Source organism: Bacillus cereus group sp. MYBK5-2 (assembly GCF_051915685.1).
Classification (GTDB): Bacteria; Bacillota; Bacilli; order Bacillales; family Bacillaceae_G; genus Bacillus_A; species Bacillus_A cereus.
On the sequence record NZ_JBQAFE010000017.1, the window covers coordinates 24806 to 48383 of the forward strand.

The following is a 23578-nucleotide window of genomic DNA, read 5'->3' on the forward strand; positions in this document are numbered from 1 at the left end:
TTTATGATATAATACGAGAGGTGAGAATAGAAAAAGGAGTTTTCTTGTATGGAAGCGAAGAAGTATCAAGCCTTTTGGCGTGGGGCTATTATATTAACGATTGCAAGTTTTGTTACAAAAGTATTAAGCGCTTTTTACCGTATTCCATATCAAAATATAGCGGGGGATATTGGGTTTTATATTTACCAACAAATTTACCCGTTTTATGGATTTTGTTTAATTTTAGCTACTTATGGATTTCCTGTTATCATTTCGAAAATGGTTGCAGAACGACTAGAGCGGGGAAAACAAAAAGAAGCAGAAGAAATTATTTGTGTATCTTTTTGGTTCTTATTAGGAATTGGTTTTATAGGCTTCTTTACATTGTTTTTTGGGGCCGAAACAATTGCGGCAGCTATGGGCGATATACACTTAGATAAGTTACTACGTGTTATTTCATTTTCATTCTTATTGATGCCATTTTTGTCTGTAGCAAGAGGGTATTTTCAAGGATTTAATAATATGATGCCAACGGCTGTTTCGCAAGTAATAGAACAAACAATTCGAGTTTCTATTATTGTGTTTTTATCGCTATTCCTAATTGCTCACGGATTTGATTTATATACAGTTGGTGCAGGGGCTATGTTAGGCTCAATTGCGGGTGGACTTATTGGGATTATTGTACTTATATTGTATATGCGTCAAGATTTTCGTTCTATATTCTTCAAAAGTGCAGCGAGAATTAAGGGTAAAAGGAAGATAGTTAAAATCCTTTTTTGGCAGGGGTTAGCGATTTGTGTTAGTAATTTAGTGCTTATTTTTATACAGATGGCTGATTCAGTGTCCTTTTACAGCTTACTTATTGGTGCGGGAGAACAGGCTGAAAATGCAAAGGTATTAAAGGGTGTTTATGATAGAAGTATTCCGCTAATGCAATTAGGTACTGTTGTGACGACTTCTTTCTCGTTGTCACTTATTCCGATTATTACAGCGGCGAAGGAAAGAGGAGATCTTTCCTTTATTCAAGAAAAGGTAAAGTTAGCAATGAAAATAACATTTGTTATTGGACTTGCAGCAGCTATTGGACTAACTTGTATTATTCAACCTACCAATATTATGTTGTTTGAAAACAGTGATGGATCAGATGTTTTATCTATTTTATCGTTATCTATTTTATTTAGTTCATTGTCAATTACGACAGCTTCTATTTTACAAGGATTAGGGCAAACGTTTAAGCCAGCATTATTTGTTGTATTTGGAGGTTGCTTAAAGTTAGCGTTAAATTATATATTCATGCCTTATTTTGGTGTGAAAGGTGCAGCTTTTGCGACTTTATGTGCGTTAATTATAATCTCTGGATTAAATAGTTTGTTGCTTACGAGAGCTGTATCAGGGTCACTTATCAATAAGCGAAATATGTTAGGGATAGTAATTAGTGGTATTTGTATGGGATTTGTATTAATGGTGTTCACACGTGTGTTACAGATGTCTGGATTAGTAATTAATACGGAACATAGAGGAAGCGCGACGCTTGAAGCGTTGTTAGGTGTAGCCATCGGCGGATTGACATATATGTTTTTTATTTTGAAATTACGTGTATTTACAAAAAAAGAATTAGGAACCGTTATGAAACAAGAGAAAAAAGAAGGTTCATTGAAGAAGAGTGGATAGAGGTGACTGGTTGTGAGTGGAATCATTACTATTTTAGGTTTAGGAGCTGGTGAATTAGATCAGCTAACGATGGGTGTATATCGAAAAATAAAAGAAGCAGACCATCTGTTTGTTAGAACGAAAGAACATCCAGTTATAGAAGAATTGGAGAAAGAAGGCGTACAATATACGTCTTTTGATGCTGTATATGAAGCACATGATACGTTTGAAATTGTATATGAAACAATTGCGAATAAATTGCTAGAACAAGCTGAAGGTACAGAAATTATCTATGCTGTTCCCGGGCATCCACTTGTAGCAGAAAGAACAGTTCAGCTGCTGTTAGAAAAAGGAGAAGTTTCAAATGTTGAAGTGCGAATTGAGGGTGGACAAAGTTTCCTTGATCCTATGTTTGCAAGTCTAAAGATTGATCCGATTGAAGGATTCCAATTACTTGATGCTACATCATTTGAAAGAGGGCAATTAGAACTGCGTCAACATTTAATCTTTTGCCAAGTATATGATGCATTCGTTGCATCTGATGTGAAATTAACATTAATGGAGATGTTACCAGATGATTATGAAGTGTATATCGTAACAGCTGCAGGAACTTCATTTGAACAAGTAAAGAAGGTACCGTTGTACATGTTAGATCATGAAACGGAATTGAATAATTTAACGAGTGTGTACGTGCCGCCAGTTCAGGAGCGTGCGTCCTTGTATCAACAGTTTGATGTTCTTAGAGAAATTATTGCGGAACTTCGTGGTCCAAATGGTTGTCCGTGGGATAAAAAGCAAACACATCAATCATTAAAGAAATATTTAATTGAGGAAGCTTATGAAGTGTTGGAAGCAATCGATGAAGAGGATGATGATCACTTAGTAGAAGAATTAGGTGATATATTATTACAAGTTATGCTTCATGCTCAAATCGGAGAAGATGAAGGTTGGTTCTCTATAGATGATATCATTCGAACTCTATCTGAGAAAATGGTTCGTCGCCATCCGCATGTGTTTGGAAATACGGATGTAAACAGCGCTGATGAAGTGATTGCAAATTGGGAAGAAATTAAAAAACAAGAAAAAGGATTCGTGAAAGAATCTGTTTTAAATGGCGTTCCCAAAAGTTTGCCACAGTTACTACGCGCCTATGAAATTCAGAAGAAAGCTGGTAAGGTTGGATTTGATTGGGTTGATGTGCAACCGATGATAGAGAAAGCTTTGGAAGAATGGCAAGAGTTCCAACAAGAGGTTACAAATATGGATGAGGAAAAGATGCTGGGTGAGTTTGGTGATTTACTATTTGCATTTGTTAATATAGCTCGTCATTACAAAATAGATCCAGAAGAGGCGTTACGTTCAACTAATGAGAAATTTACTGGTCGTTTTTTATACATGGAGGCAAAAGTAGCTGAAATGAATAAAGAGATGAAAGATTTATCATTAGAACAGTTAGATGTTTTATGGGAAGAAGCGAAACAAACAGAGCGTTAATAGGGGGATTTGATATGCGTCTAGATAAGTTTTTAAAAGTATCACGTTTAATTAAAAGAAGAACATTAGCGAAAGAAGTAGCTGATCAAGGAAGAATATCTATTAATGGTCAAGTGGCAAAAGCGAGTTCTGATGTGAAAGTAGCTGATGAATTAACAATTCGTTTTGGTCAAAAAATAGTGACTGTGAAAATAAATGAATTAAAAGAAACAACTAAAAAAGAAGATGCAGCAAATATGTATAGCTTAGTTCGTGAAGAAAAAGTAAAAGCGGAAGAAGGCTTGTTCTAAAATCATTTATCCCCTCATACATTACTATTAGCTAGTAAAAACCTATGGGGGGATTTACGTGAATAATGGTTACTCACCTACGTCTTCTAATCAACAAAATGTTTCTGTAGAGCATGACATTATTATGCGTGGCAGGCGTATAATTGATATTACCGGTGTGAAGCAGGTAGAGAGTTTTGATAGCGAAGAGTTTTTACTAGAGACCGTAATGGGTTTTTTAACGATTCGTGGTCAAAATTTACAAATGAAAAATTTAGATGTGGAAAAAGGTATTGTGTCGATTAAAGGGAAAGTTAATGAGATGCTGTATATTGATGAAAATCAAGGGGAAAAAACTAAAGGTTTCTTTAGTAAGTTGTTTAAATGAGCTTAACAATTCAGTTGTATACAATGCTTTCAATGATTGGAATGGGTGCTTGGATTGGAGCGTCTTTAGATACATATCAACGTTTTTTAAAGCGCCAAGAACGTAAACGTTGGCTTGTATTTATACATGATATATTATTTTGGATTGTCCAAGCATTATTCGTCTTTTATGTATTGCTTCTCGTAAATGAAGCTGAGCTACGTATATATGTGTTTTTGGCATTATTATGTGGTTTTGCGGCATATCAAAGCTTATTGAAGGCACTATACATGAAGCTGTTAAATTTTCTCATCTATATTTTTATGCAAACAACATATTTTTTTGTTCGAATTATACAGCTACTCATGATAAAACCTGTTATTATTATAGCGCAGCTATTTATTGCATTTATATTATTCTTATTTCGTATACTGCTTTCAATTGGACATGTGTTATGGAAAATGGTGATTTGGATATTACTTTTCATATGGAAAGTTTTTTTCTGGCCTGTTCGATTTATTGCTTCGCTCATATGGAAACTTCTCCCTAATCGTGTTAAACTTTTTATAGTGAAACATATAGGGTTCCTGCAATATATAGCAAAATTGAAGGGACATATCTTCCAACTATGGGAGCATATAAAAAAGAAGTTAGGGGGACCTCGGAAATGAGGGAACTGAGACAAAGAACAATCGAAAAACAGAGTCCAAATCCTGTTAAAGAGCATATAATACAAACGGATGAGAACAGGAAGCGACTTTATCGCCGTTTAGCGGTTTTTCTTGTCTTTACTTTTACAATTATTGCGAGTATTAGTGTAACGTTTTATCAACAAAACAGTTCCATTAAAGCAAAAGAAGCAAAAGTTAAGGACATGAAAAAAGAACTGGATTCATTAACGAATAAAGAAAAAAGTCTAAAAGACGAAGTTCAAAAGTTAAATGATGAAGAGTACGTATTAAAGATTGCTAGAAGGGATTATTTCTTCTCTGGTAAAGGGGAGATAATTTTTCCTGTTTCTAAGTAGAGTATGTCTTATTGACACTATATTTTAGGATTATATATAATAAAGTAAAATTTGACTTTTTAACCACTAAGGAGGAGCATTTTTTTTATGTCAATCGAGGTAGGCAGCAAGTTACAGGGTAAAGTAACAGGTATTACAAATTTTGGGGCTTTTGTGGAGCTGCCAGAGGGCTTAACGGGTCTTGTTCATATTAGTGAAGTTGCTGATAACTATGTAAAAGATATTAACGATCACTTAAAAGTGGGCGACCAAGTAGAAGTAAAAGTTATTAATGTTGAAAAAGATGGAAAGATTGGTTTATCTATCAAAAAAGCGAAAGAACGTGAAAAAACAGAAGGAGATCGTCCACGTGGTGAATACCAACGCGGTGGTGATCAACAACGTTCTGGACGTCCACAACGTAATAATCGCTCTTTCAACAGAGATAATCGCGGTGGCGGTAACGACCGAGCTCCGAAAGAAACATTTGAGCAAAAGATGGCACGCTTCTTAAAAGATAGCGAAGATCGTTTAACTTCTTTAAAGCGTAACACAGAGTCTAAACGTGGTGGCCGTGGCGCGCGTCGCGGATAATAAGGACGTTTAGTTTTTAACATATAGAGAGGTACCCAGAGTGATGGCTCAGGGTGCTTTTTTATATGTAAAAAATATTTTCAAAAAAGTTTTTGAGATGTGTTGACTTTAATCAGTATCTGATGTAAGATACTAATTGTCCGTTAAATAAGACGACATGGCGGTGTAGCTCAGCTGGCTAGAGCGTACGGTTCATACCCGTGAGGTCGGGGGTTCGATCCCCTCCGCCGCTATATTTAATTTAACGGCCCGTTGGTCAAGTGGTTAAGACACCGCCCTTTCACGGCGGTAACACGGGTTCGAATCCCGTACGGGTCATCTAAAAAGATCATGCAAATTTGCATGATCTTTTTTTGTTAAATAAATTAAGATATACAACACTTCTACAAAATCACCCTATATTTTCTGAATATTTAATTAAAATATCGAAAATAACTTACATACCCTGTATATCTGTAGAGTTATTTCGAATAAAAAGTCGAACGATTATAAAAGTGAAAACTGTTGTTTTGACAAAAAAACCAACAATCATCTTTTATAATGACAGTAATTAAACTATGCAGGTGGTGTTAAAAATATGCCTAAAGCAGGAAGGAATACTATGAATACAAGTGCATTGGCAATGAATGAGAGTCAGCTTGGTGGAATAAAGTGGACGAGTAAGTTGCGAATGAAATTTGAGCAAGTTTTCTTTAGATGGGGATTTATTATTGTTGTTATTGGTTTTCTTTTGGGACGAGCATATATATTAACAAATATTTTACCGTTTGCACTGCCATTTTTTGCTGCTGTTTATGTTATGAAGCGGGATAAGATGCCGCTAGCATTTTTAGCTCTAATGGGAGGAGCTCTTTCAGTATCGATAGATAATTTGTTTTTTACCTTTGCATCTATCTTTACCTTCTTCATTTATAATATCTTCTTTAGTCGATTTACACGTAAAACTGTTGGACTTGTTCCATTTCAAGTATTTATCTCCGCATTAACCGCACACTTAGTTGTTGTATATTTTGCGCAACAAACTGTCACCATGTACGATTTACTCGTTAGTACCATTGAGGCTGGACTTAGTTTTGTATTAACTATGATATTTTTACAAAGTGTCCCGCTTTTAGTGGAAAGGAAAGGAAAACAACAGGCATTAGAGACGGAAGAAATTGTTTGTTTGATTATATTACTAGCATCTGTTTTAACGGGTACAACAGATTGGTTTGTATATGATGCTTCTATTCAACATATTTTTACAAGGTATTTAGTGCTAGTATTTGCATTTATTGCGGGTGCTGCAACAGGGTCTACAGTGGGGGTTGTAACAGGACTAATATTAAGTTTAGCAAATGTGTCTAGCTTGTCTCAGCTTAGCCTTCTTGCTTTTTCTGGATTGCTTGGTGGATTGTTAAAAGAAGGAAAGCGTTTAGGTGTTAGTTTAGGTTTATTAATTGGGACAAGCTTAATTACATTATATGTAGACAAACAGACAAATATTGTAACAACTTTAATTGAGTCAGGTGTAGCGATTGTTATCTTCTTATTAACACCGAAGCTTGTTTTGGATCGTATTGCTAAATTTATGCCAGGTACACAAGAGCATTCGCAAGATCAACAACAATATTTAAGAAGGATGCGTGATGTTACAGCAAATAAAATCAACCAATTTGCAAATGTATTTGCTGCTTTATCTAATAGCTTTTCTGTATATGGGTATGTAGAGGAAGAAGATAAAGAGACAGAAGCAGATTTGTTTTTGAGTACAATTACTGCGAAAACATGTCAAACATGCTTTAAAAAGGATCAATGCTGGGTAGTGAATTTTGATAAAACGTACGATTATATGAAACAAATAATGAATGAAACGGAAGAAGGAACCCTGCAACATAATCGTAAATTAGTTCGTGAGTGGGACAAGCATTGTGTGAGAGGGAAAAAAGTGACGGATTTAGTAGCCGGTGAATTAGATCACTTCTATGAGGGACAAAAATTACGAAAACAAATGAAGGAAAATCGTAGAATAGTAGCGGAGCAACTATTAGGTGTATCAAAGGTTATGGAGGATTTTGCTAAGGAGATACAACGAGAGCGTGAAAATCATCAAGTGCAGGAAGAACAGATTATGCAAGCGTTCCGAGATTTTGGTGTTGAAGTAGAGCATGTTGATATTTATTGTTTAGATAGAGGAAGTATTGATATTGAAATGTTAATTCCAGTTGCATCTAATGAACATGGTGAGTGTGAAAAGTTAGTTGCACCGATGCTTTCAGATATCCTTAAAGAAAATATTGTCGTTAAACATGAAGAAAAGTCGTCTTATCCAAATGGCCATAGTTTAATATCATTTGGTTCGGCGAAGACGTATTCTCTTGATACAGGATTGGCTACAGCTGCAAAAGGCGGTGGATTTGTTTCGGGTGACTCTTATGCGATGATGGATTTAAGTGTTGGTAAATATGCACTTGCGATTAGTGATGGTATGGGTAATGGGCAAAGAGCTCATATGGAAAGTAAGGAAACGGTGAAATTATTACAAAAAATACTCCAATCAGGCATTGATGAAGAAATAGCAATTAAGTCTATCAATTCAATTCTTTCTTTGAGAACGACAGAAGAAATGTTTACGACATTAGATTTAGCTATGGTAGATTTGCGGGATGCGAGTGCAAGGTTTTTAAAGATTGGATCGACGCCGAGTTTTGTTAAACGCGCAAATAATATTTTGAAAATTGAAGCAAGTAATTTGCCGATGGGAATCATCGAAGATGTTGAAGTTGATGTGGTGGGTGAACAATTAAAAACGGGCGATATTCTTATTATGATGAGCGATGGGATTTTTGAAGGAGCACAGCATGTGGAGAATCATGAATTGTGGATGAAACGAAAAATTAAAGAATTGCAAACCGAAGACCCGCAAGAAATTGCTGATATCATTATGGAAGAAGTGATTCGCTCTTGTGATGGTTATATAAATGATGATATGACTATTGTAGTGGCAAAAGTGAAGAAAAATATGCCGAAGTGGGCTACGATTCCGATTGTAGGAATGCAGGCGCAGTAAAATGTAAGTGGAATGTTTATCTATAATTTGATTTTAAAAACCTAGGTGAATACCTAGGTTTTTTTGTGGGAAAAGGTAATGTTATTAATTTTGTGAATATACACGGAGGATGTAAGATAAAAATGTAATTTTTGTATATCTTTTTTTTGCACAATGTTTGTAAAAGTTGTACCATTGTAGACAAGGTGACTAAGGTTGCTGTTCTTGTTTAATGAAAGGTGATTGCGAAGTTGAAAGATACATTTGTTGAAAAAGTAGATGACTTTGTAAAGCAGCATGATGTATTAAAGAATGATTCAACAATTGTTGTGGGAGTTTCTGGTGGTCCTGACTCGTTAGCGCTTTTATATTATTTATTAGAAAAAAGAGCGGAAAAACAGTTGGAAATTGTAGTTGCTCATGTGGATCATATGTTTAGAGGTGATGAATCTTATGAGGATTTACAGTTTGTGCAGGGCCTTTGTGAAGAACTGGGAATTATTTGTGAAACGATAAGGATTAATGTATCACAATATCAACAGCAATACGGAATGAATGCACAGGTTGCTGCGAGAGAATGCAGATATGCATTTTTGGAAAGAATAATGCAGAAATATGATGCGAGATATGTTGCTCTTGGACATCATGGAGATGATCAAGTCGAGACAATTTTAATGCGTCTTGTAAGAGGGAGTACTCCGAAAGGATATGCAGGAATTGCAGTGAAGCGTCCTTTTCATAATGGATATTTAATTAGGCCGTTACTTGGCGTAACGAAGGAAGAAATTGTTGATTACTGTAATAAGCTAAATTTAATGCCACGTATAGATCCGAGTAATAAAAAGGAAGTATATACAAGGAATCGATTACGTAAATATGTCCTTCCTCATTTGAAAGAAGAAAATCCACAAATGCATGAGAAATTCCAAAAATTTAGCGTGCAGATGCAAGAGGATGAGGCTTATTTGCAGGAATTAGCTTTTGAGAAAATGAATAAAGTAATTACAAAAAAAAGTGATAAACAAATTAGCTTATCAATTCCTGCCTTTGAATCCATGTCTATGCCTTTACAAAGAAGAGGGATTCAACTAATATTAAACTATCTTTATGAATATAAGATTCCATCTTCTCTTTCTTCTATACATATTGACAAGTTGATTGAGTTTTTTAAGCGGACACAACCTTCAGGTTCACTTGATTTTCCGGGTGATTTGAAAATTGTTCGTTCATACGAGGAGTGTAGCTTTAGATTTAAACAAGAAATTGTCTCTCCTTTTTCACAAGATTTATTAGTACCCGGGACCATTACGCTATTGAACGGGGATGAATTTGTAACAGAGGTGAGCGAAGATATACCAAGTAACATGAATGAAACAGTATTTGTTGCTAAGTATAATGATATATCATATCCACTTCGTATTCGTTCTAGAGAAAATGGAGATCGCATGTCAATACAAGGTATGAATGGTACGAAAAAGATAAAAGCTATTTTTATCGAAGCGAAAGTACCGAAAGAAAAAAGAGAAGAATGGCCGGTCGTTTGTGATGCAAGTGGGACTATTATTTGGGTACCCTTGTTGAAACGATCTGCATTTGCAATTTCGAAAGAGATGGCAAAGAAGGATAAATATATGATTATTCACTACAAAAGCAAGGAGTCTTCCGGGAGGATAATGAAATGATGAATCAAGATATCGAAAAAGTATTAATTTCTGAAGAGCAAATACAAGAAAAGGTGCGCGAACTAGGTGCAATTATTGCAGAGGATTATAAAAACACAGTACCTCTTGCAATTGGTGTATTAAAAGGCGCAATGCCATTCATGGCAGATTTATTAAAGAGAACAGATACATATCTTGAAATGGATTTTATGGCTGTATCTAGTTACGGTCACTCTACAGTTTCAACAGGCGAAGTGAAAATTTTAAAAGATCTTGATACTTCTGTAGAAGGTCGCGATATTTTAATCGTCGAAGATATTATTGATAGTGGTCTTACACTAAGCTACTTAGTAGACTTATTCAAATATCGTAAAGCGAAGTCTGTAAAAATTGTTACATTATTAGATAAGCCAACAGGCCGTAAGGTTGATCTGAAAGCGGATTATGTTGGATTTACTGTTCCACATGAATTTGTAGTAGGATATGGATTAGATTATAAAGAGCAGTACCGTAATCTTCCTTATGTAGGCGTATTAAAACCAAGCGTTTACTCAAATTAATTAAATATAGGCTTCACAATTGTATAGGAAAGTTTTTCTATGTTACGATTTACTATAGTGTTTATGCCGTGAGAGGAGGTTAGGAATGAATCGTATCTTCCGTAATACCATCTTTTATTTACTGATATTCTTAGTAGTAATTGGAATCGTGAGCTATTTTAATGGTTCGACACAAAAAACGACATCAGTTAGCTACGACAAATTCATTACTAAACTAGAAAGCGGTGAAGTGCGTAATGTGCAACTTCAACCGAAAAATGGTGTATTTGAGGTAAAAGGACAATTTAATAACTCTAGCCAAGGAGAACAATTTGTTACTTATGCACCAAATACTGAGGAATTACAAAAGAAAATTAATGATAAAGCGAAAGGTGCCGAAGTTAAGTATCAACCAGCAGAAGAAACAAGTGCTTGGGTAACATTCTTTACTTCAATCATTCCATTTGTCATCATCTTCATTTTATTCTTCTTCTTATTAAACCAAGCTCAAGGCGGCGGTAGCCGTGTTATGAACTTCGGGAAAAGTAAGGCGAAGTTATATAATGATGAAAAGAAAAAAGTTCGTTTCAGAGATGTTGCTGGTGCGGATGAAGAGAAACAAGAACTTGTTGAGGTAGTTGAATTCTTGAAAGACCCTCGTAAGTTCTCTGAAGTTGGTGCTCGTATTCCAAAGGGTGTCCTATTAGTTGGACCTCCAGGTACAGGTAAAACTTTATTAGCACGTGCTGTTGCAGGTGAGGCTGGCGTTCCATTCTTCTCTATCAGTGGTTCTGACTTCGTAGAGATGTTTGTCGGTGTCGGTGCATCACGTGTACGTGATTTATTTGAAAATGCAAAGAAAAATGCTCCTTGTATCATTTTCATTGATGAAATTGATGCAGTAGGTCGTCAACGTGGCGCAGGTCTTGGTGGTGGTCATGATGAGCGTGAGCAAACATTGAACCAATTACTTGTTGAAATGGATGGATTCGGTGCAAACGAAGGTATTATTATCGTTGCTGCGACAAACCGTCCAGACATTCTTGACCCAGCGTTATTACGTCCAGGTCGTTTTGACCGTCAAATTACAGTAGATCGTCCAGATGTAAATGGCCGTGAAGCTGTACTGAAAGTACATGCGCGTAATAAACCACTTGATGAGCATATTAATTTAAGAGCGATTGCGACTCGTACACCAGGATTCTCTGGTGCGGATCTTGAAAACTTATTAAACGAAGCTGCTTTAGTAGCTGCACGTCAAGATAAGAAGAAAATTGATATGAGTGATATCGATGAAGCGACGGATCGTGTTATTGCAGGTCCAGCTAAGAAAAGTCGTGTTATCTCTGAAAAAGAACGTAATATCGTTGCTTTCCATGAAGCAGGTCATACTGTAATTGGTGTTGTTCTCGATGAAGCAGATGTCGTTCATAAAGTAACAATTGTCCCTCGTGGTCAGGCTGGTGGATATGCGGTAATGCTTCCGAAAGAAGATCGTTACTTCATGACGAAACCAGAGTTACTTGATAAAATCACTGGTTTACTTGGTGGCCGAGTAGCTGAGGAGATTGTATTTGGTGAAGTGAGTACAGGTGCTCATAATGACTTCCAACGTGCGACTGGTATTGCAAGACGTATGGTTACGGAATTTGGTATGAGTGACAAACTTGGACCGATGCAATTTGGTAGCTCGCAAGGTGGTCAAGTGTTCTTAGGAAGAGACTTCCACTCAGAACAAAACTATAGTGATGCGATTGCACATGAAATCGATATGGAAATGCAATCAATTATGAAAGAATGTTATGCTCGTGCAAAACAAATTCTTACTGAAAACCGTGATAAACTAGATATTATCGCACAAACGTTACTTGAAGTAGAAACATTAGATGCAGAGCAAATCAATCATTTATGTGATTACGGCAGATTGCCAGAACGTCCAACATCTTCAGATGATGTGAAAGTAAACATCAACATGAAGAAAGACGATGAAGATAAAGAAGATAAGTAAGAAGTGAAGGAGTGACTATCGTCACTCCTTTTTTGTTTGTTAAAATCTTTGTTAATTACTATTGAGAACTTAGTGGATAAAGTAATTTAAGTAAAACTAGTATTAAAAATTGAAATAGAGAGCAATCTTTTTGTAAAATGATGAGGGTAGGAAAGCTGATTATATAAGTATGTGTGATATGATGTTTTTATAAGTTTTATACATACTGCACAAATATAGATTAAATAAGATAAGTGGTGAGAATATGATTTTTGTATTGGATGTAGGGAACACAAATGCTGTACTAGGTGTGTTTGAAGAGGGGGAACTTCGTCAGCATTGGCGCATGGAAACAGATCGTCATAAGACAGAAGATGAATATGGAATGCTTGTAAAGCAATTGCTTGAGCATGAGGGTCTTTCGTTTGAAGATGTGAAAGGTATTATTGTGTCTTCAGTCGTACCACCAATTATGTTTGCTTTAGAGCGCATGTGTGAAAAATATTTTAAAATTAAACCGCTTGTAGTAGGGCCTGGGATAAAAACAGGACTAAATATTAAATATGAAAATCCGCGTGAAGTAGGCGCAGACCGAATTGTAAATGCAGTAGCAGGAATCCACTTATATGGAAGTCCGCTCATTATTGTTGATTTTGGTACGGCTACTACATATTGTTATATTAACGAAGAAAAACATTATATGGGTGGAGTTATTACGCCAGGAATTATGATTTCAGCAGAGGCTTTATATAGTAGAGCAGCAAAACTTCCTCGTATCGAAATTACAAAACCAAGCAGTGTTGTTGGGAAAAATACAGTAAGTGCGATGCAATCTGGTATTCTTTATGGTTATGTTGGACAAGTGGAAGGTATTGTTAAGCGTATGAAAGAAGAAGCTAGACAAGAACCTAAAGTTATTGCAACAGGTGGATTGGCAAAATTAATTTCCGAAGAATCGAATGTAATTGATATTGTAGATCCGTTTTTAACGTTAAAAGGTTTGTATATGTTATATGAACGTAATGCAAATTTACAGCATGAGAAAGGTGAATAAATACGTATGAAAGATTATTTAGTAAAAGCGTTAGCATTTGATGGAGAAGTGCGTGCGTATAGTGTGCGTACAACAAATACAGTAAGTGAGGCGCAAAGACGTCATGATACATGGAGAACAGCTTCAGCGGCACTAGGGCGTTCTTTGACTGCGGGTACAATGATGGGCGCAATGTTAAAGGGCGAGCAAAAGTTAACGATTAAGGTAGAAGGTAACGGTCCAATTGGCCCTATCTTAGTAGATGCTCATGCAAATGGAGATGTACGTGGTTATGTAACGAATCCGCATGTTGATTTTGAAGGAACAGAACAAGGGAAGTTACGTGTATATCAAGCGGTAGGTACAGAGGGGTTTGTAACTGTAATTAAAGATATTGGAATGCGTGAGCCGTTTATTGGTCAATCTCCAATCGTTTCAGGAGAATTAGGAGAAGACTTTACGTATTATTTTGCAGTTTCTGAACAAACGCCTTCTTCTGTAGGTGTTGGTGTTCTTGTAAATGGAGATGATAGCATATTAGCGGCAGGTGGATTCATCCTTCAAATTATGCCGGGTGCGCAAGATGAAACGATTTCATTTATTGAAGACCGTTTACAAAAGATTCCACCTGTATCAACGTTGATTGAACAAGGTCTTTCTCCGGAAGAGCTACTATATGCAGTTCTTGGAGAAGATAAAGTAAAAGTATTAGAAACAATGGATGTTCAATTTAATTGCACATGCTCACGCGAGCGTATTGAGAGTGTATTAATTAGTTTAGGTAAAACAGAGTTAGAGCAAGTTCGTGAAGAAGAGGAAGAGACAGAAGTTCACTGTCATTTCTGTAATGAACGATACAAGTTCTCTAAAGAAGATATTACAAATTTAATCGAGAATTTGTAATAAGGGAATTAAGAGGAGCAACCCTCCAAATGAATTGACAAACAGGGAATTTTCTGACAAAATCTAAATATAGATAAAACCAATAAAAATACTCGGTGTTAGGAGTGACAGGAATGCGAGTGGCACAATCAGTTTCAGAATTAATCGGGAAAACGCCGATCGTTAAGTTGAACCGCATCGTAGAATCAGACAGCGCAGATATATACTTAAAATTAGAATTTATGAATCCGGGGAGTAGTGTTAAAGATCGTATCGCATTAGCTATGATTGAAGATGCTGAAAAAAAGGGATTATTAAAAGAGGGCGATACAATCATTGAGCCGACAAGTGGTAACACAGGAATTGGTTTAGCGATGGTAGCGGCTGCTAAAGGATATAATGCAATCTTAGTAATGCCAGAAACAATGAGTATTGAGCGTCGTAATTTATTACGTGCTTACGGTGCGGAATTAGTATTGACTCCAGGGCCTGAAGGAATGGGTGGAGCAATTCGTAAAGCGACTGAATTAGCAAAAGAACATGGCTACTTTATACCACAACAGTTCAAAAACCAATCGAATCCAGAAATTCACCGTTTAACAACAGGTCCAGAAATTATTGAACAAATGGGCGACCAATTAGATGCGTTTATTGCAGGTATTGGTACAGGTGGAACGATTACTGGTGCTGGTGAAGTACTGAAGGAAGCGTATAAAGATATTAAAATTTATGCAGTAGAACCTGCAGATTCACCAGTATTATCTGGTGGGAAGCCAGGTCCACATAAAATCCAAGGAATTGGGGCGGGATTTGTTCCGGAGACGTTGGATGTAGAAGTATATGATGAAATTATTCAAGTGAAAACAGAGCAAGCATTTGAATATGCGAGAAGAGTGGCTAAAGAGGAAGGTATTTTAGTTGGTATCTCTTCAGGCGCAGTTATTTATGCAGCAACAGAAGTTGCGAAAAAGTTAGGTAAAGGGAAAAAGGTACTTGTTATTATCCCAAGTAACGGTGAACGTTATTTAAGTACACCACTTTATCAATTTGAATCCTAATTAAACGCGATTGAAAAAGCATCCTTGAAAAAGGGTGCTTTTTCTTTTGGGATTGGAAATAGGAAAAGAGTGAATGACTAGAAAACTTCATGTAAAATAAGAGGTAGTATAATTAAATTATTTTCACTAGCCTTCGAGTATAATCAATCTCTATATAAATAACTTATGTAGTTTGAGCTGGTTTATCTAAGAGGGTGGGATAAAAGAAGACGGGGTGTTGATATGCAACGAAGAAAATCTTTAGCGCTTTCTATTCCATATCAGTTAGATTTCTTTAAGCAATATAAATTTCTTTCTCAGGGTAAATCGCAACATATTTTGTTAGAAAGCGGCCGTGGCGGTCGTTATAACATTGTAGGGCTGAACCCAGTAGCGGTAATTCGAGGGAAGGATGAAACGTTACATATAAGTGAAAGTGGTAAGGAAACAATAAAACGAGGGAATCCGTTAGATTTAATGCAAGAATATATGGAACAATGGAAGACGGACTATAACCCAGAGTATCCGCCTTTTCAAGGTGGTGCAATTGGCTATTTCAGTTATGACTGTATCCGTTATATTGAAAAGCTGCCTTCTCTTGCGGAAGATGATATTAATATACCTGACATCTTCTTTTTATTATTTGATGACGTATTTGTCTATGATCAAAAAGAACAAGTGTTATGGGTTATTACGCATTATGTAGATAAATATGAAGAGGCGAATGAACGGCTAAATGAGTGGAAGAGTCTTTGGATGACAGAAGCGCCTGAAGTGACCGTGCCTTTTGAAAGTCCTGAAAAGAAAAGTGAAGCAGTTGCTTTTACTGAAGCCAGCTTTATGAAGGCAGTTGAATGTATTCAAGAATATATTGGGGCGGGTGATGTGTTCCAAGTAAACTTGTCGACGAGACAAGAAAGAACGTTACAGACACACCCACTAGAAATTTATACAAGTCTTCGTGAGATTAATCCATCTCCATATATGGGTTACCTGGAGCTTGGGGATTTTCAAATTGTTAGTGGATCGCCAGAGTTGTTAATTAAGAAACAAGGAACTGAAGTAAGTACAAGACCGATTGCTGGAACGAGATCTAGAGGCGCGGATGAGCAAGAGGATGAAGAATTAGCAAGAGAATTAATTGAGAACGAAAAAGAAAGAGCAGAGCATGTAATGCTTGTGGATTTAGAAAGAAATGATTTAGGACGTGTTTGTAAATATGGCACTGTAGAAGTAGATGAATTTATGGTAATTGAGAAATACTCACATGTTATGCATATTGTTTCTAATGTGCGTGGTGAGGTGGAAGAAGATAAAGATGCTTTTGATTTAGTGAAGGCTGTATTCCCTGGGGGAACAATTACTGGTGCCCCCAAAATACGTACGATGGAAATTATTGAGGAATTAGAACCTGTTCGAAGAGGGATTTATACAGGTTCAATCGGTTGGATTGGTTATTCTGGAGATACAGAATTGAATATTGTAATTAGAACACTTCTTGCTAAAGATGGAAAAGCTCATGTACAAGCAGGGGCGGGAATTGTAATTGATTCAAATCCGGAAAATGAATATAAAGAGTCGTTAAAAAAGGCGATTGCTTTATGGCGTGCAAAAGAACGTAGCGAAGAAACGGTTAGGTGAGAGAAATGATATTAATGATTGATAATTATGATTCTTTTACATTTAATTTAGTGCAGTTTCTTGGAGAACTTGGACAAGAGCTCGTTGTTAAACGTAACGATGAAGTGACCATTTCAGATATTGAGAATATGAAACCAGATTTTCTAATGATTTCTCCAGGCCCATGTAGTCCTAATGAAGCTGGGATTAGTATGGAAGCTATTAAATACTTTGCTGGAAAGACTCCGATTTTTGGTGTTTGTCTAGGGCATCAATCTATTGCACAAGTGTTTGGGGGAGAGGTTGTCCGTGCAGAGCGATTAATGCATGGAAAAACGTCGCTTATGCATCATGATGGAAAGACGATTTTTTCGGATATTCCTAATCCGTTTACTGCGACGCGCTATCATTCCCTTATTGTTAAGAAAGAGACGTTACCCGATTGCTTAGAGGTAACATCTTGGACAGAGGAAGGGGAAATTATGGCACTTCGTCATAAGACATTGCCGATAGAGGGTGTGCAATTCCATCCAGAATCTATTATGACTTCTCATGGGAAAGAGCTGTTGCAGAATTTCATTCGTAAATACAGTCCAAGTGCGACATTATGTTAATTTACGTAAATGGTCAGTATGTAGAAGCAAGTGAAGCGAGAATTTCTCCTTATGATCATGGTTATTTATATGGTCTTGGAGTTTTTGAAACGTTTCGTATTTATAATGGTCATCCTTTCTTATTGGATGATCATTATAACCGTTTAATAGAGGCGCTGGATACATTGCAAATTAAATGGACAATGACAAAAAATGATGTGATGCTTATTTTGAAAGATTTACTCGCTAAGAATGAATTGAAGCATGCATATGTACGTTTTAATGTATCGGCGGGTATAGATGAAATAGGATTACAAACGGAAATGTATGAAGAGCCTTCTGTTATTGTTTTTATAAAACCTTTAACAGCTCCAGGGGATGTAGTGGAAAAAGAAGGTGTTATTCTAAAACAAGTGCGAAATACACCGGAAGGGACATTTCGCCTGAAGTCTCATCACTATTTAAATAATATTTTAGGGAAGCGTGAAATTGGAAATGTTGTGAGTAAGGAAGGTATTTTCCTCACTGAAGCAGGTTATGTTGCAGAGGGTATTGTTTCGAATCTATTTTTTGTGAAAGGTGATGTTTTATATACACCTTCGTTAGAGACAGGGATTTTAAATGGTATCACTCGTGCGTTTATTATAAAGAGTGCTGAAGAATTAAATATAGAAGTAAAGGAAGGTTTCTTTACAAAAGATGAGCTACTTTCAGCGGATGAAGTCTTCGTAACAAACTCCATTCAAGAAATTGTTCCGCTTTATCGTATAGAAGCGCAGGATTTCCCGGGTAAAGTAGGAGTGGTTACAAAAAGTTTAATGTACCTTTATGGAATGCAAAGAGAGAAATTATGGAGCAGAAATGAATTACGAAGAGGAGATGTGTAGTTTGAAGTGGGATTATGATTTGCGCTGCGGCGAATATACATTGAATTTAAATGAAAAAACATTAATTATGGGGATTTTAAATGTAACACCAGATTCGTTTTCTGATGGTGGGAGTTACAACGAGGTAGATGCTGCGGTACGTCACGCAAAAGAAATGCAAGGTCAAGGTGCTCATATTATTGATATTGGTGGCGAATCTACTCGCCCAGGTTTTGCTAAAGTATCAGTAGAAGAAGAAATAAAGCGAGTTGTCCCGATGATTCAAGCAGTTTCAAAAGAAGTAAAATTGCCTATATCTATCGATACATATAAAGCTGAAGTTGCAAAGCAAGCAATTGAGGCTGGTGCTCATATTATTAATGATATTTGGGGAGCGAAGGCGGAGCCAAAAATTGCTGAAGTCGCAGCTCATTATGATGTACCCATCATTTTAATGCATAACCGCGATAATATGAATTATCGTAATTTAATGGCGGATATGATTGCTGATTTGTATGACAGTATTAAAATTGCTAAAAATGCTGGTGTGCCAGATGAGAATATTATTTTAGATCCAGGTATCGGTTTTGCTAAAACACCTGAGCAGAACTTAGAGGCGATGCGTAATTTAGAACAGTTAAATGTGCTAGGTTATCCGGTTCTCTTAGGTACTTCGAGAAAGTCCTTTATTGGGCACGTATTAGATTTGCCAGTGGAGGAACGTCTTGAGGGAACAGGAGCTACCGTTTGTCTTGGTATTGAAAAGGGCTGTGAGTTTGTTCGTGTCCATGATGTGAAAGAAATGGCGCGTATGGCTAAAATGATGGATGCGATGATTGGTAAGGGGGTAAGGTAATTGGATAAAATTTATATCCATGATATGGAGTTTTATGGTTATCATGGTGTGTTCCCAGAGGAGAATAAATTAGGTCAGAGATTTAAAGTTGACTTAACGGTGGAGTTGGATTTAAAGCGTGCAGGGGAAAGTGATGACTTAGAGCATTCGGTCAATTATGGAGAGCTTTTCGAATTATGTAGAAAAGTTGTTGAGGATAGAAAGTATAAGCTTGTGGAGAGTATCGCTGAAAATATTGCTGCAGATATATTAAAACAATATGAAAGTATTTCACGCTGTACAATTAAGGTAATTAAGCCGGATCCACCGATACCGGGTCATTATCGTGCTGTAGCAGTAGAAATTACGAGAGAACGTCCATGAACAATATAGCTTACATTGCATTAGGGTCAAATATTGGAGAGCGTTATACGTATCTAACTGAAGCGATTCAGTTTTTAAATAAAAATCCTTATATTCAGGTTGATGATATTTCATCTGTATATGAAACTGAGCCAGTTGGCTATACTGACCAAAGTTGCTTTTTAAATTTAGTTATAAAAATTTCTACCAATTTATCACCACAAGAGTTATTGAAAGTAACACAAAAAGTAGAAAATGACCTAGGAAGAAAAAGGGAAATTAGGTGGGGGCCGAGGACTATCGACCTTGACATTTTACTTTATAATCAAGAGAATATTGAAGCAGAGAATCTTATTGTTCCGCATCCGCGGATGTTTGAAAGAGCTTTTGTTATCGTTCCGTTGTTAGAGATTAATCAAGACATAAAACAAAACATTTCACGTTCACAAGTAGAAGAAATGAAAAGGCGAGAGGGAGTAACGGTATGGAAGCAGAAAAATGGGGAAGACGCATTCGTGCTTTTCGAAAGCTAAAAGGCTATACACAAGAAGGTTTTGCTAAAGAACTAGGGGTATCTGTATCTGTTTTAGGTGAGGTTGAGAGAGGGAATAGATCGCCTTCTCAAGATTTTGTAGTAGAAGTTGCTAAGGCATTAAATGTTTCGATAGAGGAATTAATGCCAAAGTGATTGTACAGGAAGGAGTAGGTTGATTGTTAAAGATTGCAAATATCGAGATGAAAAATCCGGTTGTACTAGCACCGATGGCGGGAGTGTGTAACTCTGCATTCCGTTTAACAGTAAAAGAATTTGGTGCCGGCTTAGTTTGTGCTGAAATGGTAAGTGATAAGGCAATATTACTTAATAATAAAAGAACATTAGATATGTTATATATCGACGAGAGAGAAAAGCCATTAAGTTTACAAATTTTTGGTGGAGAGAAAGAAACTCTTGTAGATGCTGCGAAATATGTAGATAAATATACGACAGCAGACATAATTGATATTAATATGGGTTGTCCAGTGCCGAAAATCGTTAAATGTGATGCGGGGGCAAGGTGGCTTTTAGATCCGAATAAAATATATGAAATGGTAGCAGCGGTTGTAGATGCTGTTGAAAAGCCGGTTACAGTTAAAATGCGTATCGGTTGGGATGAAGAACATATTTTCGCAATAGAAAATGCTAGGGCTGTTGAGCGTGCTGGTGGCCAAGCTGTGGCGGTTCACGGACGTACACGAGTGCAAATGTATGAAGGAAAAGCGGATTGGGATATTATTAAACAAGTAAAACAATCTGTAAATATCCCGGTTATCGGAAATGGTGATGTCGCAACGCCGCAAGATGCAAAGCGTATGCTTGATGAAATTGGTGTAGATGGTGTTATGATTGGTCGTGCGGCTCTTGGAGATCCGTGGATGATTTATCGTACGGTAAAGTATTTGGAGACGGGTGAATTAATGCCGGAACCAACAGTGCGCGAGAAAATTGATGTATGTATGTTACATCTAGATCGTCTTATTGACTTAAAGAACGAAAGTGTCGCTGTAAGAGAGATGAGAAAACATGCAGCTTGGTATTTAAAAGGTGTTCGTGGTAATGCGAGTGTACGTAATGGTATTAATGCTTGTAACACACGGGAAGACCTTGCGAATGTGTTAGGTACATTTGTAGAAGAAGTGGAAGCGAAACAACAAACAATTTACGTTGGTTAATAATGGACATAGGAGATTGACATTCTTCTATACACTTCCTATAATTACGTGAAAGAAAGAAGAGCTGCCAGTTAGTTGCTGGCAGTTTTTCTAGTTGAGTAGAAAATGCTATACTGTATATATTGTAAAATTAAATAGAGCTGGAGTGATATCAATATCATGGATAACATGAACCACGAAGAATTAAACGACCAATTGATTGTTCGTCGTGAAAAGCTACATAATTTACGTGAACAAGGAATTGACCCGTTCGGTAAAAGGTTTGAACGCACAAATTCAACAACTGATTTAGTGAGTCTATATGGAGAGTTCTCTAAGGAAGAATTAGAGGAGAAGGAAATCGCTGTTTCTATCGCTGGTCGTATTATGACAAAACGCGGAAAAGGGAAAGCTGGATTTGCACACGTTCAAGATTTACATGGACAAGTTCAAATTTATGTTCGTAAAGATGCTGTTGGAGATGACGAGTACGAATTATTTAAAACAGCAGATTTAGGTGATTTAGTAGGTATTGAAGGTAAAGTGTTCAAAACAAACGTTGGAGAACTTTCAGTAAAAGCAACAGGCTTTACGCTATTAACGAAATCTCTTCGTCCATTACCAGATAAATACCATGGATTAAAAGATGTTGAACAACGCTACCGTCAACGTTACTTAGACTTAATTACAAGTATGGAAAGTCGTGAAACGTTCGTTACTCGTAGTAAAATCATTCGTGAGATGAGAAGATACCTAGATGACAACGGTTATCTTGAAGTGGAAACACCTATGATGCATGCAATTGCAGGTGGAGCTTCTGCGCGTCCTTTCACTACACATCATAATGCGTTAGATATGGAATTATATATGCGTATCGCAATTGAGCTACATTTAAAGCGTCTTATTGTAGGTGGTTTGGAAAAAGTATATGAGATCGGCCGTGTATTCCGTAATGAGGGTGTATCAACTCGTCATAACCCTGAGTTTACGATGATTGAATTATATGAAGCATACGCTGATTATAAAGATATTATGAAGTTAACAGAAGATATGGTTGCTCATATCGCGAAAAAAGTACTGGGTACAACAACAATCCAGTATGGTGATTATGAAATTAATCTAGAACCAGAATGGACACGTCTTCATATGGTAGATGCGATTAAGCAATACTCTGGAGCTGATTTCTGGAATCCGATGAGTGTAGAAGAAGCGCGTGAGCTTGCAAAAGAACATAATGTAGAAATTAAAGATACAATGGAAGTTGGTCATATTATAAATGAATTCTTCGAACAAAAAGTAGAAGATAAATTAATCCAACCAACATTTATTTACGGTCATCCGGTAGAAATCTCGCCGCTTGCGAAAAAGAATGATGAAGATCCAAGATTTACAGATCGTTTCGAATTATTTATCGTTGCGCGTGAACATGCAAATGCATTCACTGAGTTAAATGATCCAATCGATCAAAAAGAACGTTTTGAAGCGCAATTAAAAGAGCGCGAACAAGGTAATGATGAAGCTCATATGATGGATGACGATTATATTGAAGCTCTTGAGTACGGTATGCCTCCTACGGGTGGATTAGGAATCGGTATTGATCGTCTAGTTATGTTATTAACAAATGCACCATCTATTCGTGATGTATTATTATTCCCTGCTATGCGCCATAAACAAGACTAAGCTTTGGAGATTTCTCCAAAGCTTTTTTTATTTGAGCATGAGTTGCGTGGGTATAGTAAATCTTGATAGTGCGAGAAATTATATTTATATAGAAGAAATGTGCTGTTTTTATACTTTTTTACTAAGTTAAAAATTTTATTAGAAAAACTATTGCATTTTAATAATCAAACTGGTATATTTATATTCGTTGCCACGAAAGGTAACAAACAAAACAAACAAAAAACAACTTATTGAAAAAAGTTGTTGACGAAAATATAACGAAATGTTATATTGATAAAGTCGCTTCTGAGCGACGAAGTAGTTCTTTGAAAACTGAACGAAACAAACAACGTGAAACGTCAATTTTTATTTTAGATGCTAGACAAACTAACTTTATTGGAGAGTTTGATCCTGGCTCAGGATGAAC

The 23578-nt window shown here is 36.5% G+C and carries 23 protein-coding genes and 2 tRNA genes; all 25 read left to right on the forward strand.

Going from position 1 to position 23578, the window contains the following annotated elements; translation table 11 throughout:
* The first annotated feature begins 48 nt into the window (after positions 1-48).
* The 25 genes from ACTFP3_RS28795 to lysS all read left to right on the forward strand — a co-directional run bounded on the left by ACTFP3_RS28795 (position 49) and on the right by lysS (position 23172).
* Positions 49-1650, forward strand: coding sequence for a putative polysaccharide biosynthesis protein (locus ACTFP3_RS28795; protein ID WP_000387579.1), 1602 nt, complete (start codon positions 49-51; stop codon positions 1648-1650).
* 12 nt (positions 1651-1662) lie between these two features.
* The gene (mazG, locus tag ACTFP3_RS28800; RefSeq protein WP_000014239.1) at positions 1663-3123 is read left to right on the forward strand and encodes a nucleoside triphosphate pyrophosphohydrolase; all 1461 of its coding nucleotides are present in this window, start codon (positions 1663-1665) and stop codon (positions 3121-3123) included.
* A 14-nt stretch (positions 3124-3137) separates the two neighbouring features.
* Positions 3138-3413, forward strand: coding sequence for an RNA-binding S4 domain-containing protein (locus ACTFP3_RS28805; protein ID WP_001234876.1), 276 nt, complete (start codon positions 3138-3140; stop codon positions 3411-3413).
* A 58-nt stretch (positions 3414-3471) separates the two neighbouring features.
* A complete protein-coding gene (gene yabP, locus ACTFP3_RS28810) occupies positions 3472-3780 on the forward strand; it encodes a sporulation protein YabP (RefSeq protein WP_001059104.1) in 309 nt (102 codons plus the stop codon).
* Positions 3777-4430 carry a spore cortex biosynthesis protein YabQ gene (gene yabQ, locus ACTFP3_RS28815; RefSeq protein ID WP_000059772.1) on the forward strand — a complete coding sequence of 218 codons (654 nt, stop codon included), beginning with the start codon at positions 3777-3779 and terminating at the stop codon, positions 4428-4430. Before yabP ends, yabQ begins: the two co-directional genes overlap by 4 nt.
* The gene (gene divIC / locus ACTFP3_RS28820; protein WP_001208739.1) at positions 4427-4786 is read left to right on the forward strand and encodes a cell division protein DivIC; all 360 of its coding nucleotides are present in this window, start codon (positions 4427-4429) and stop codon (positions 4784-4786) included. The genes yabQ and divIC overlap by 4 nt, the downstream gene beginning before the upstream one ends.
* An 87-nt stretch (positions 4787-4873) precedes the next feature.
* Positions 4874-5359, forward strand: coding sequence for a S1 domain-containing RNA-binding protein (locus tag ACTFP3_RS28825; RefSeq protein WP_000021451.1), 486 nt, complete (start codon positions 4874-4876; stop codon positions 5357-5359).
* A gap of 159 nt (positions 5360-5518) precedes the next feature.
* A tRNA-Met gene (locus tag ACTFP3_RS28830) sits at positions 5519-5592 on the forward strand.
* A gap of 13 nt (positions 5593-5605) precedes the next feature.
* Positions 5606-5677 (forward strand) — tRNA-Glu (locus tag ACTFP3_RS28835).
* A gap of 259 nt (positions 5678-5936) precedes the next feature.
* Complete coding sequence (gene spoIIE, locus ACTFP3_RS28840; RefSeq protein ID WP_001123552.1) at positions 5937-8408, forward strand: stage II sporulation protein E; 2472 nt, start codon at positions 5937-5939, stop codon at positions 8406-8408.
* 230 nt (positions 8409-8638) lie between these two features.
* Positions 8639-10069, forward strand: a complete 1431-nt coding sequence (gene tilS / locus ACTFP3_RS28845; protein ID WP_440011941.1) for a tRNA lysidine(34) synthetase TilS — start codon at positions 8639-8641, stop codon at positions 10067-10069.
* Positions 10066-10608, forward strand: a complete 543-nt coding sequence (gene hpt, locus ACTFP3_RS28850; protein WP_000981842.1) for a hypoxanthine phosphoribosyltransferase — start codon at positions 10066-10068, stop codon at positions 10606-10608. Before tilS ends, hpt begins: the two co-directional genes overlap by 4 nt.
* A gap of 85 nt (positions 10609-10693) precedes the next feature.
* Positions 10694-12595 (forward strand): ATP-dependent zinc metalloprotease FtsH, encoded by a 1902-nt coding sequence (gene ftsH, locus ACTFP3_RS28855; RefSeq protein ID WP_001079674.1) that lies wholly within the window; start codon positions 10694-10696, stop codon positions 12593-12595.
* Positions 12596-12839: 244 nt separating this feature from the next.
* Complete coding sequence (locus tag ACTFP3_RS28860) at positions 12840-13628, forward strand: type III pantothenate kinase (protein WP_000578368.1); 789 nt, start codon at positions 12840-12842, stop codon at positions 13626-13628.
* Positions 13629-13634: 6 nt separating this feature from the next.
* A complete protein-coding gene (gene hslO, locus ACTFP3_RS28865; protein WP_000656372.1) occupies positions 13635-14510 on the forward strand; it encodes a redox-regulated molecular chaperone HslO in 876 nt (291 codons plus the stop codon).
* A 113-nt stretch (positions 14511-14623) separates the two neighbouring features.
* Entirely contained in the window at positions 14624-15547 is a 924-nt protein-coding gene (cysK, locus tag ACTFP3_RS28870) for a cysteine synthase A (RefSeq protein ID WP_001261712.1), read from the forward strand.
* A gap of 222 nt (positions 15548-15769) precedes the next feature.
* Positions 15770-17167 carry an aminodeoxychorismate synthase component I gene (gene pabB / locus ACTFP3_RS28875; RefSeq protein ID WP_001189722.1) on the forward strand — a complete coding sequence of 466 codons (1398 nt, stop codon included), beginning with the start codon at positions 15770-15772 and terminating at the stop codon, positions 17165-17167.
* Between the two features lie 5 nt (positions 17168-17172).
* Positions 17173-17760, forward strand: a complete 588-nt coding sequence (pabA, locus tag ACTFP3_RS28880) for an aminodeoxychorismate/anthranilate synthase component II (RefSeq protein ID WP_000602290.1) — start codon at positions 17173-17175, stop codon at positions 17758-17760.
* Positions 17754-18626: an aminodeoxychorismate lyase gene (pabC, locus tag ACTFP3_RS28885; RefSeq protein WP_000909884.1), complete on the forward strand. Its 873-nt coding sequence runs from the start codon at positions 17754-17756 to the stop codon at positions 18624-18626. Before pabA ends, pabC begins: the two co-directional genes overlap by 7 nt.
* Complete coding sequence (gene folP, locus ACTFP3_RS28890) at positions 18601-19461, forward strand: dihydropteroate synthase (RefSeq protein WP_002164656.1); 861 nt, start codon at positions 18601-18603, stop codon at positions 19459-19461. The genes pabC and folP overlap by 26 nt, the downstream gene beginning before the upstream one ends.
* Positions 19462-19824 carry a dihydroneopterin aldolase gene (folB, locus tag ACTFP3_RS28895; RefSeq protein WP_000358062.1) on the forward strand — a complete coding sequence of 121 codons (363 nt, stop codon included), beginning with the start codon at positions 19462-19464 and terminating at the stop codon, positions 19822-19824.
* Positions 19821-20336: a 2-amino-4-hydroxy-6-hydroxymethyldihydropteridine diphosphokinase gene (gene folK, locus ACTFP3_RS28900; protein ID WP_001059450.1), complete on the forward strand. Its 516-nt coding sequence runs from the start codon at positions 19821-19823 to the stop codon at positions 20334-20336. The genes folB and folK overlap by 4 nt, the downstream gene beginning before the upstream one ends.
* Positions 20288-20491, forward strand: a complete 204-nt coding sequence (locus tag ACTFP3_RS28905; protein ID WP_000387031.1) for a helix-turn-helix domain-containing protein — start codon at positions 20288-20290, stop codon at positions 20489-20491. The genes folK and ACTFP3_RS28905 overlap by 49 nt, the downstream gene beginning before the upstream one ends.
* A gap of 23 nt (positions 20492-20514) precedes the next feature.
* Positions 20515-21513, forward strand: coding sequence for a tRNA dihydrouridine synthase DusB (gene dusB, locus ACTFP3_RS28910; protein ID WP_000912251.1), 999 nt, complete (start codon positions 20515-20517; stop codon positions 21511-21513).
* Positions 21514-21672: 159 nt separating this feature from the next.
* A complete protein-coding gene (lysS, locus tag ACTFP3_RS28915; protein WP_000369668.1) occupies positions 21673-23172 on the forward strand; it encodes a lysine--tRNA ligase in 1500 nt (499 codons plus the stop codon).
* The last annotated feature ends 406 nt before the right edge of the window (positions 23173-23578 follow it).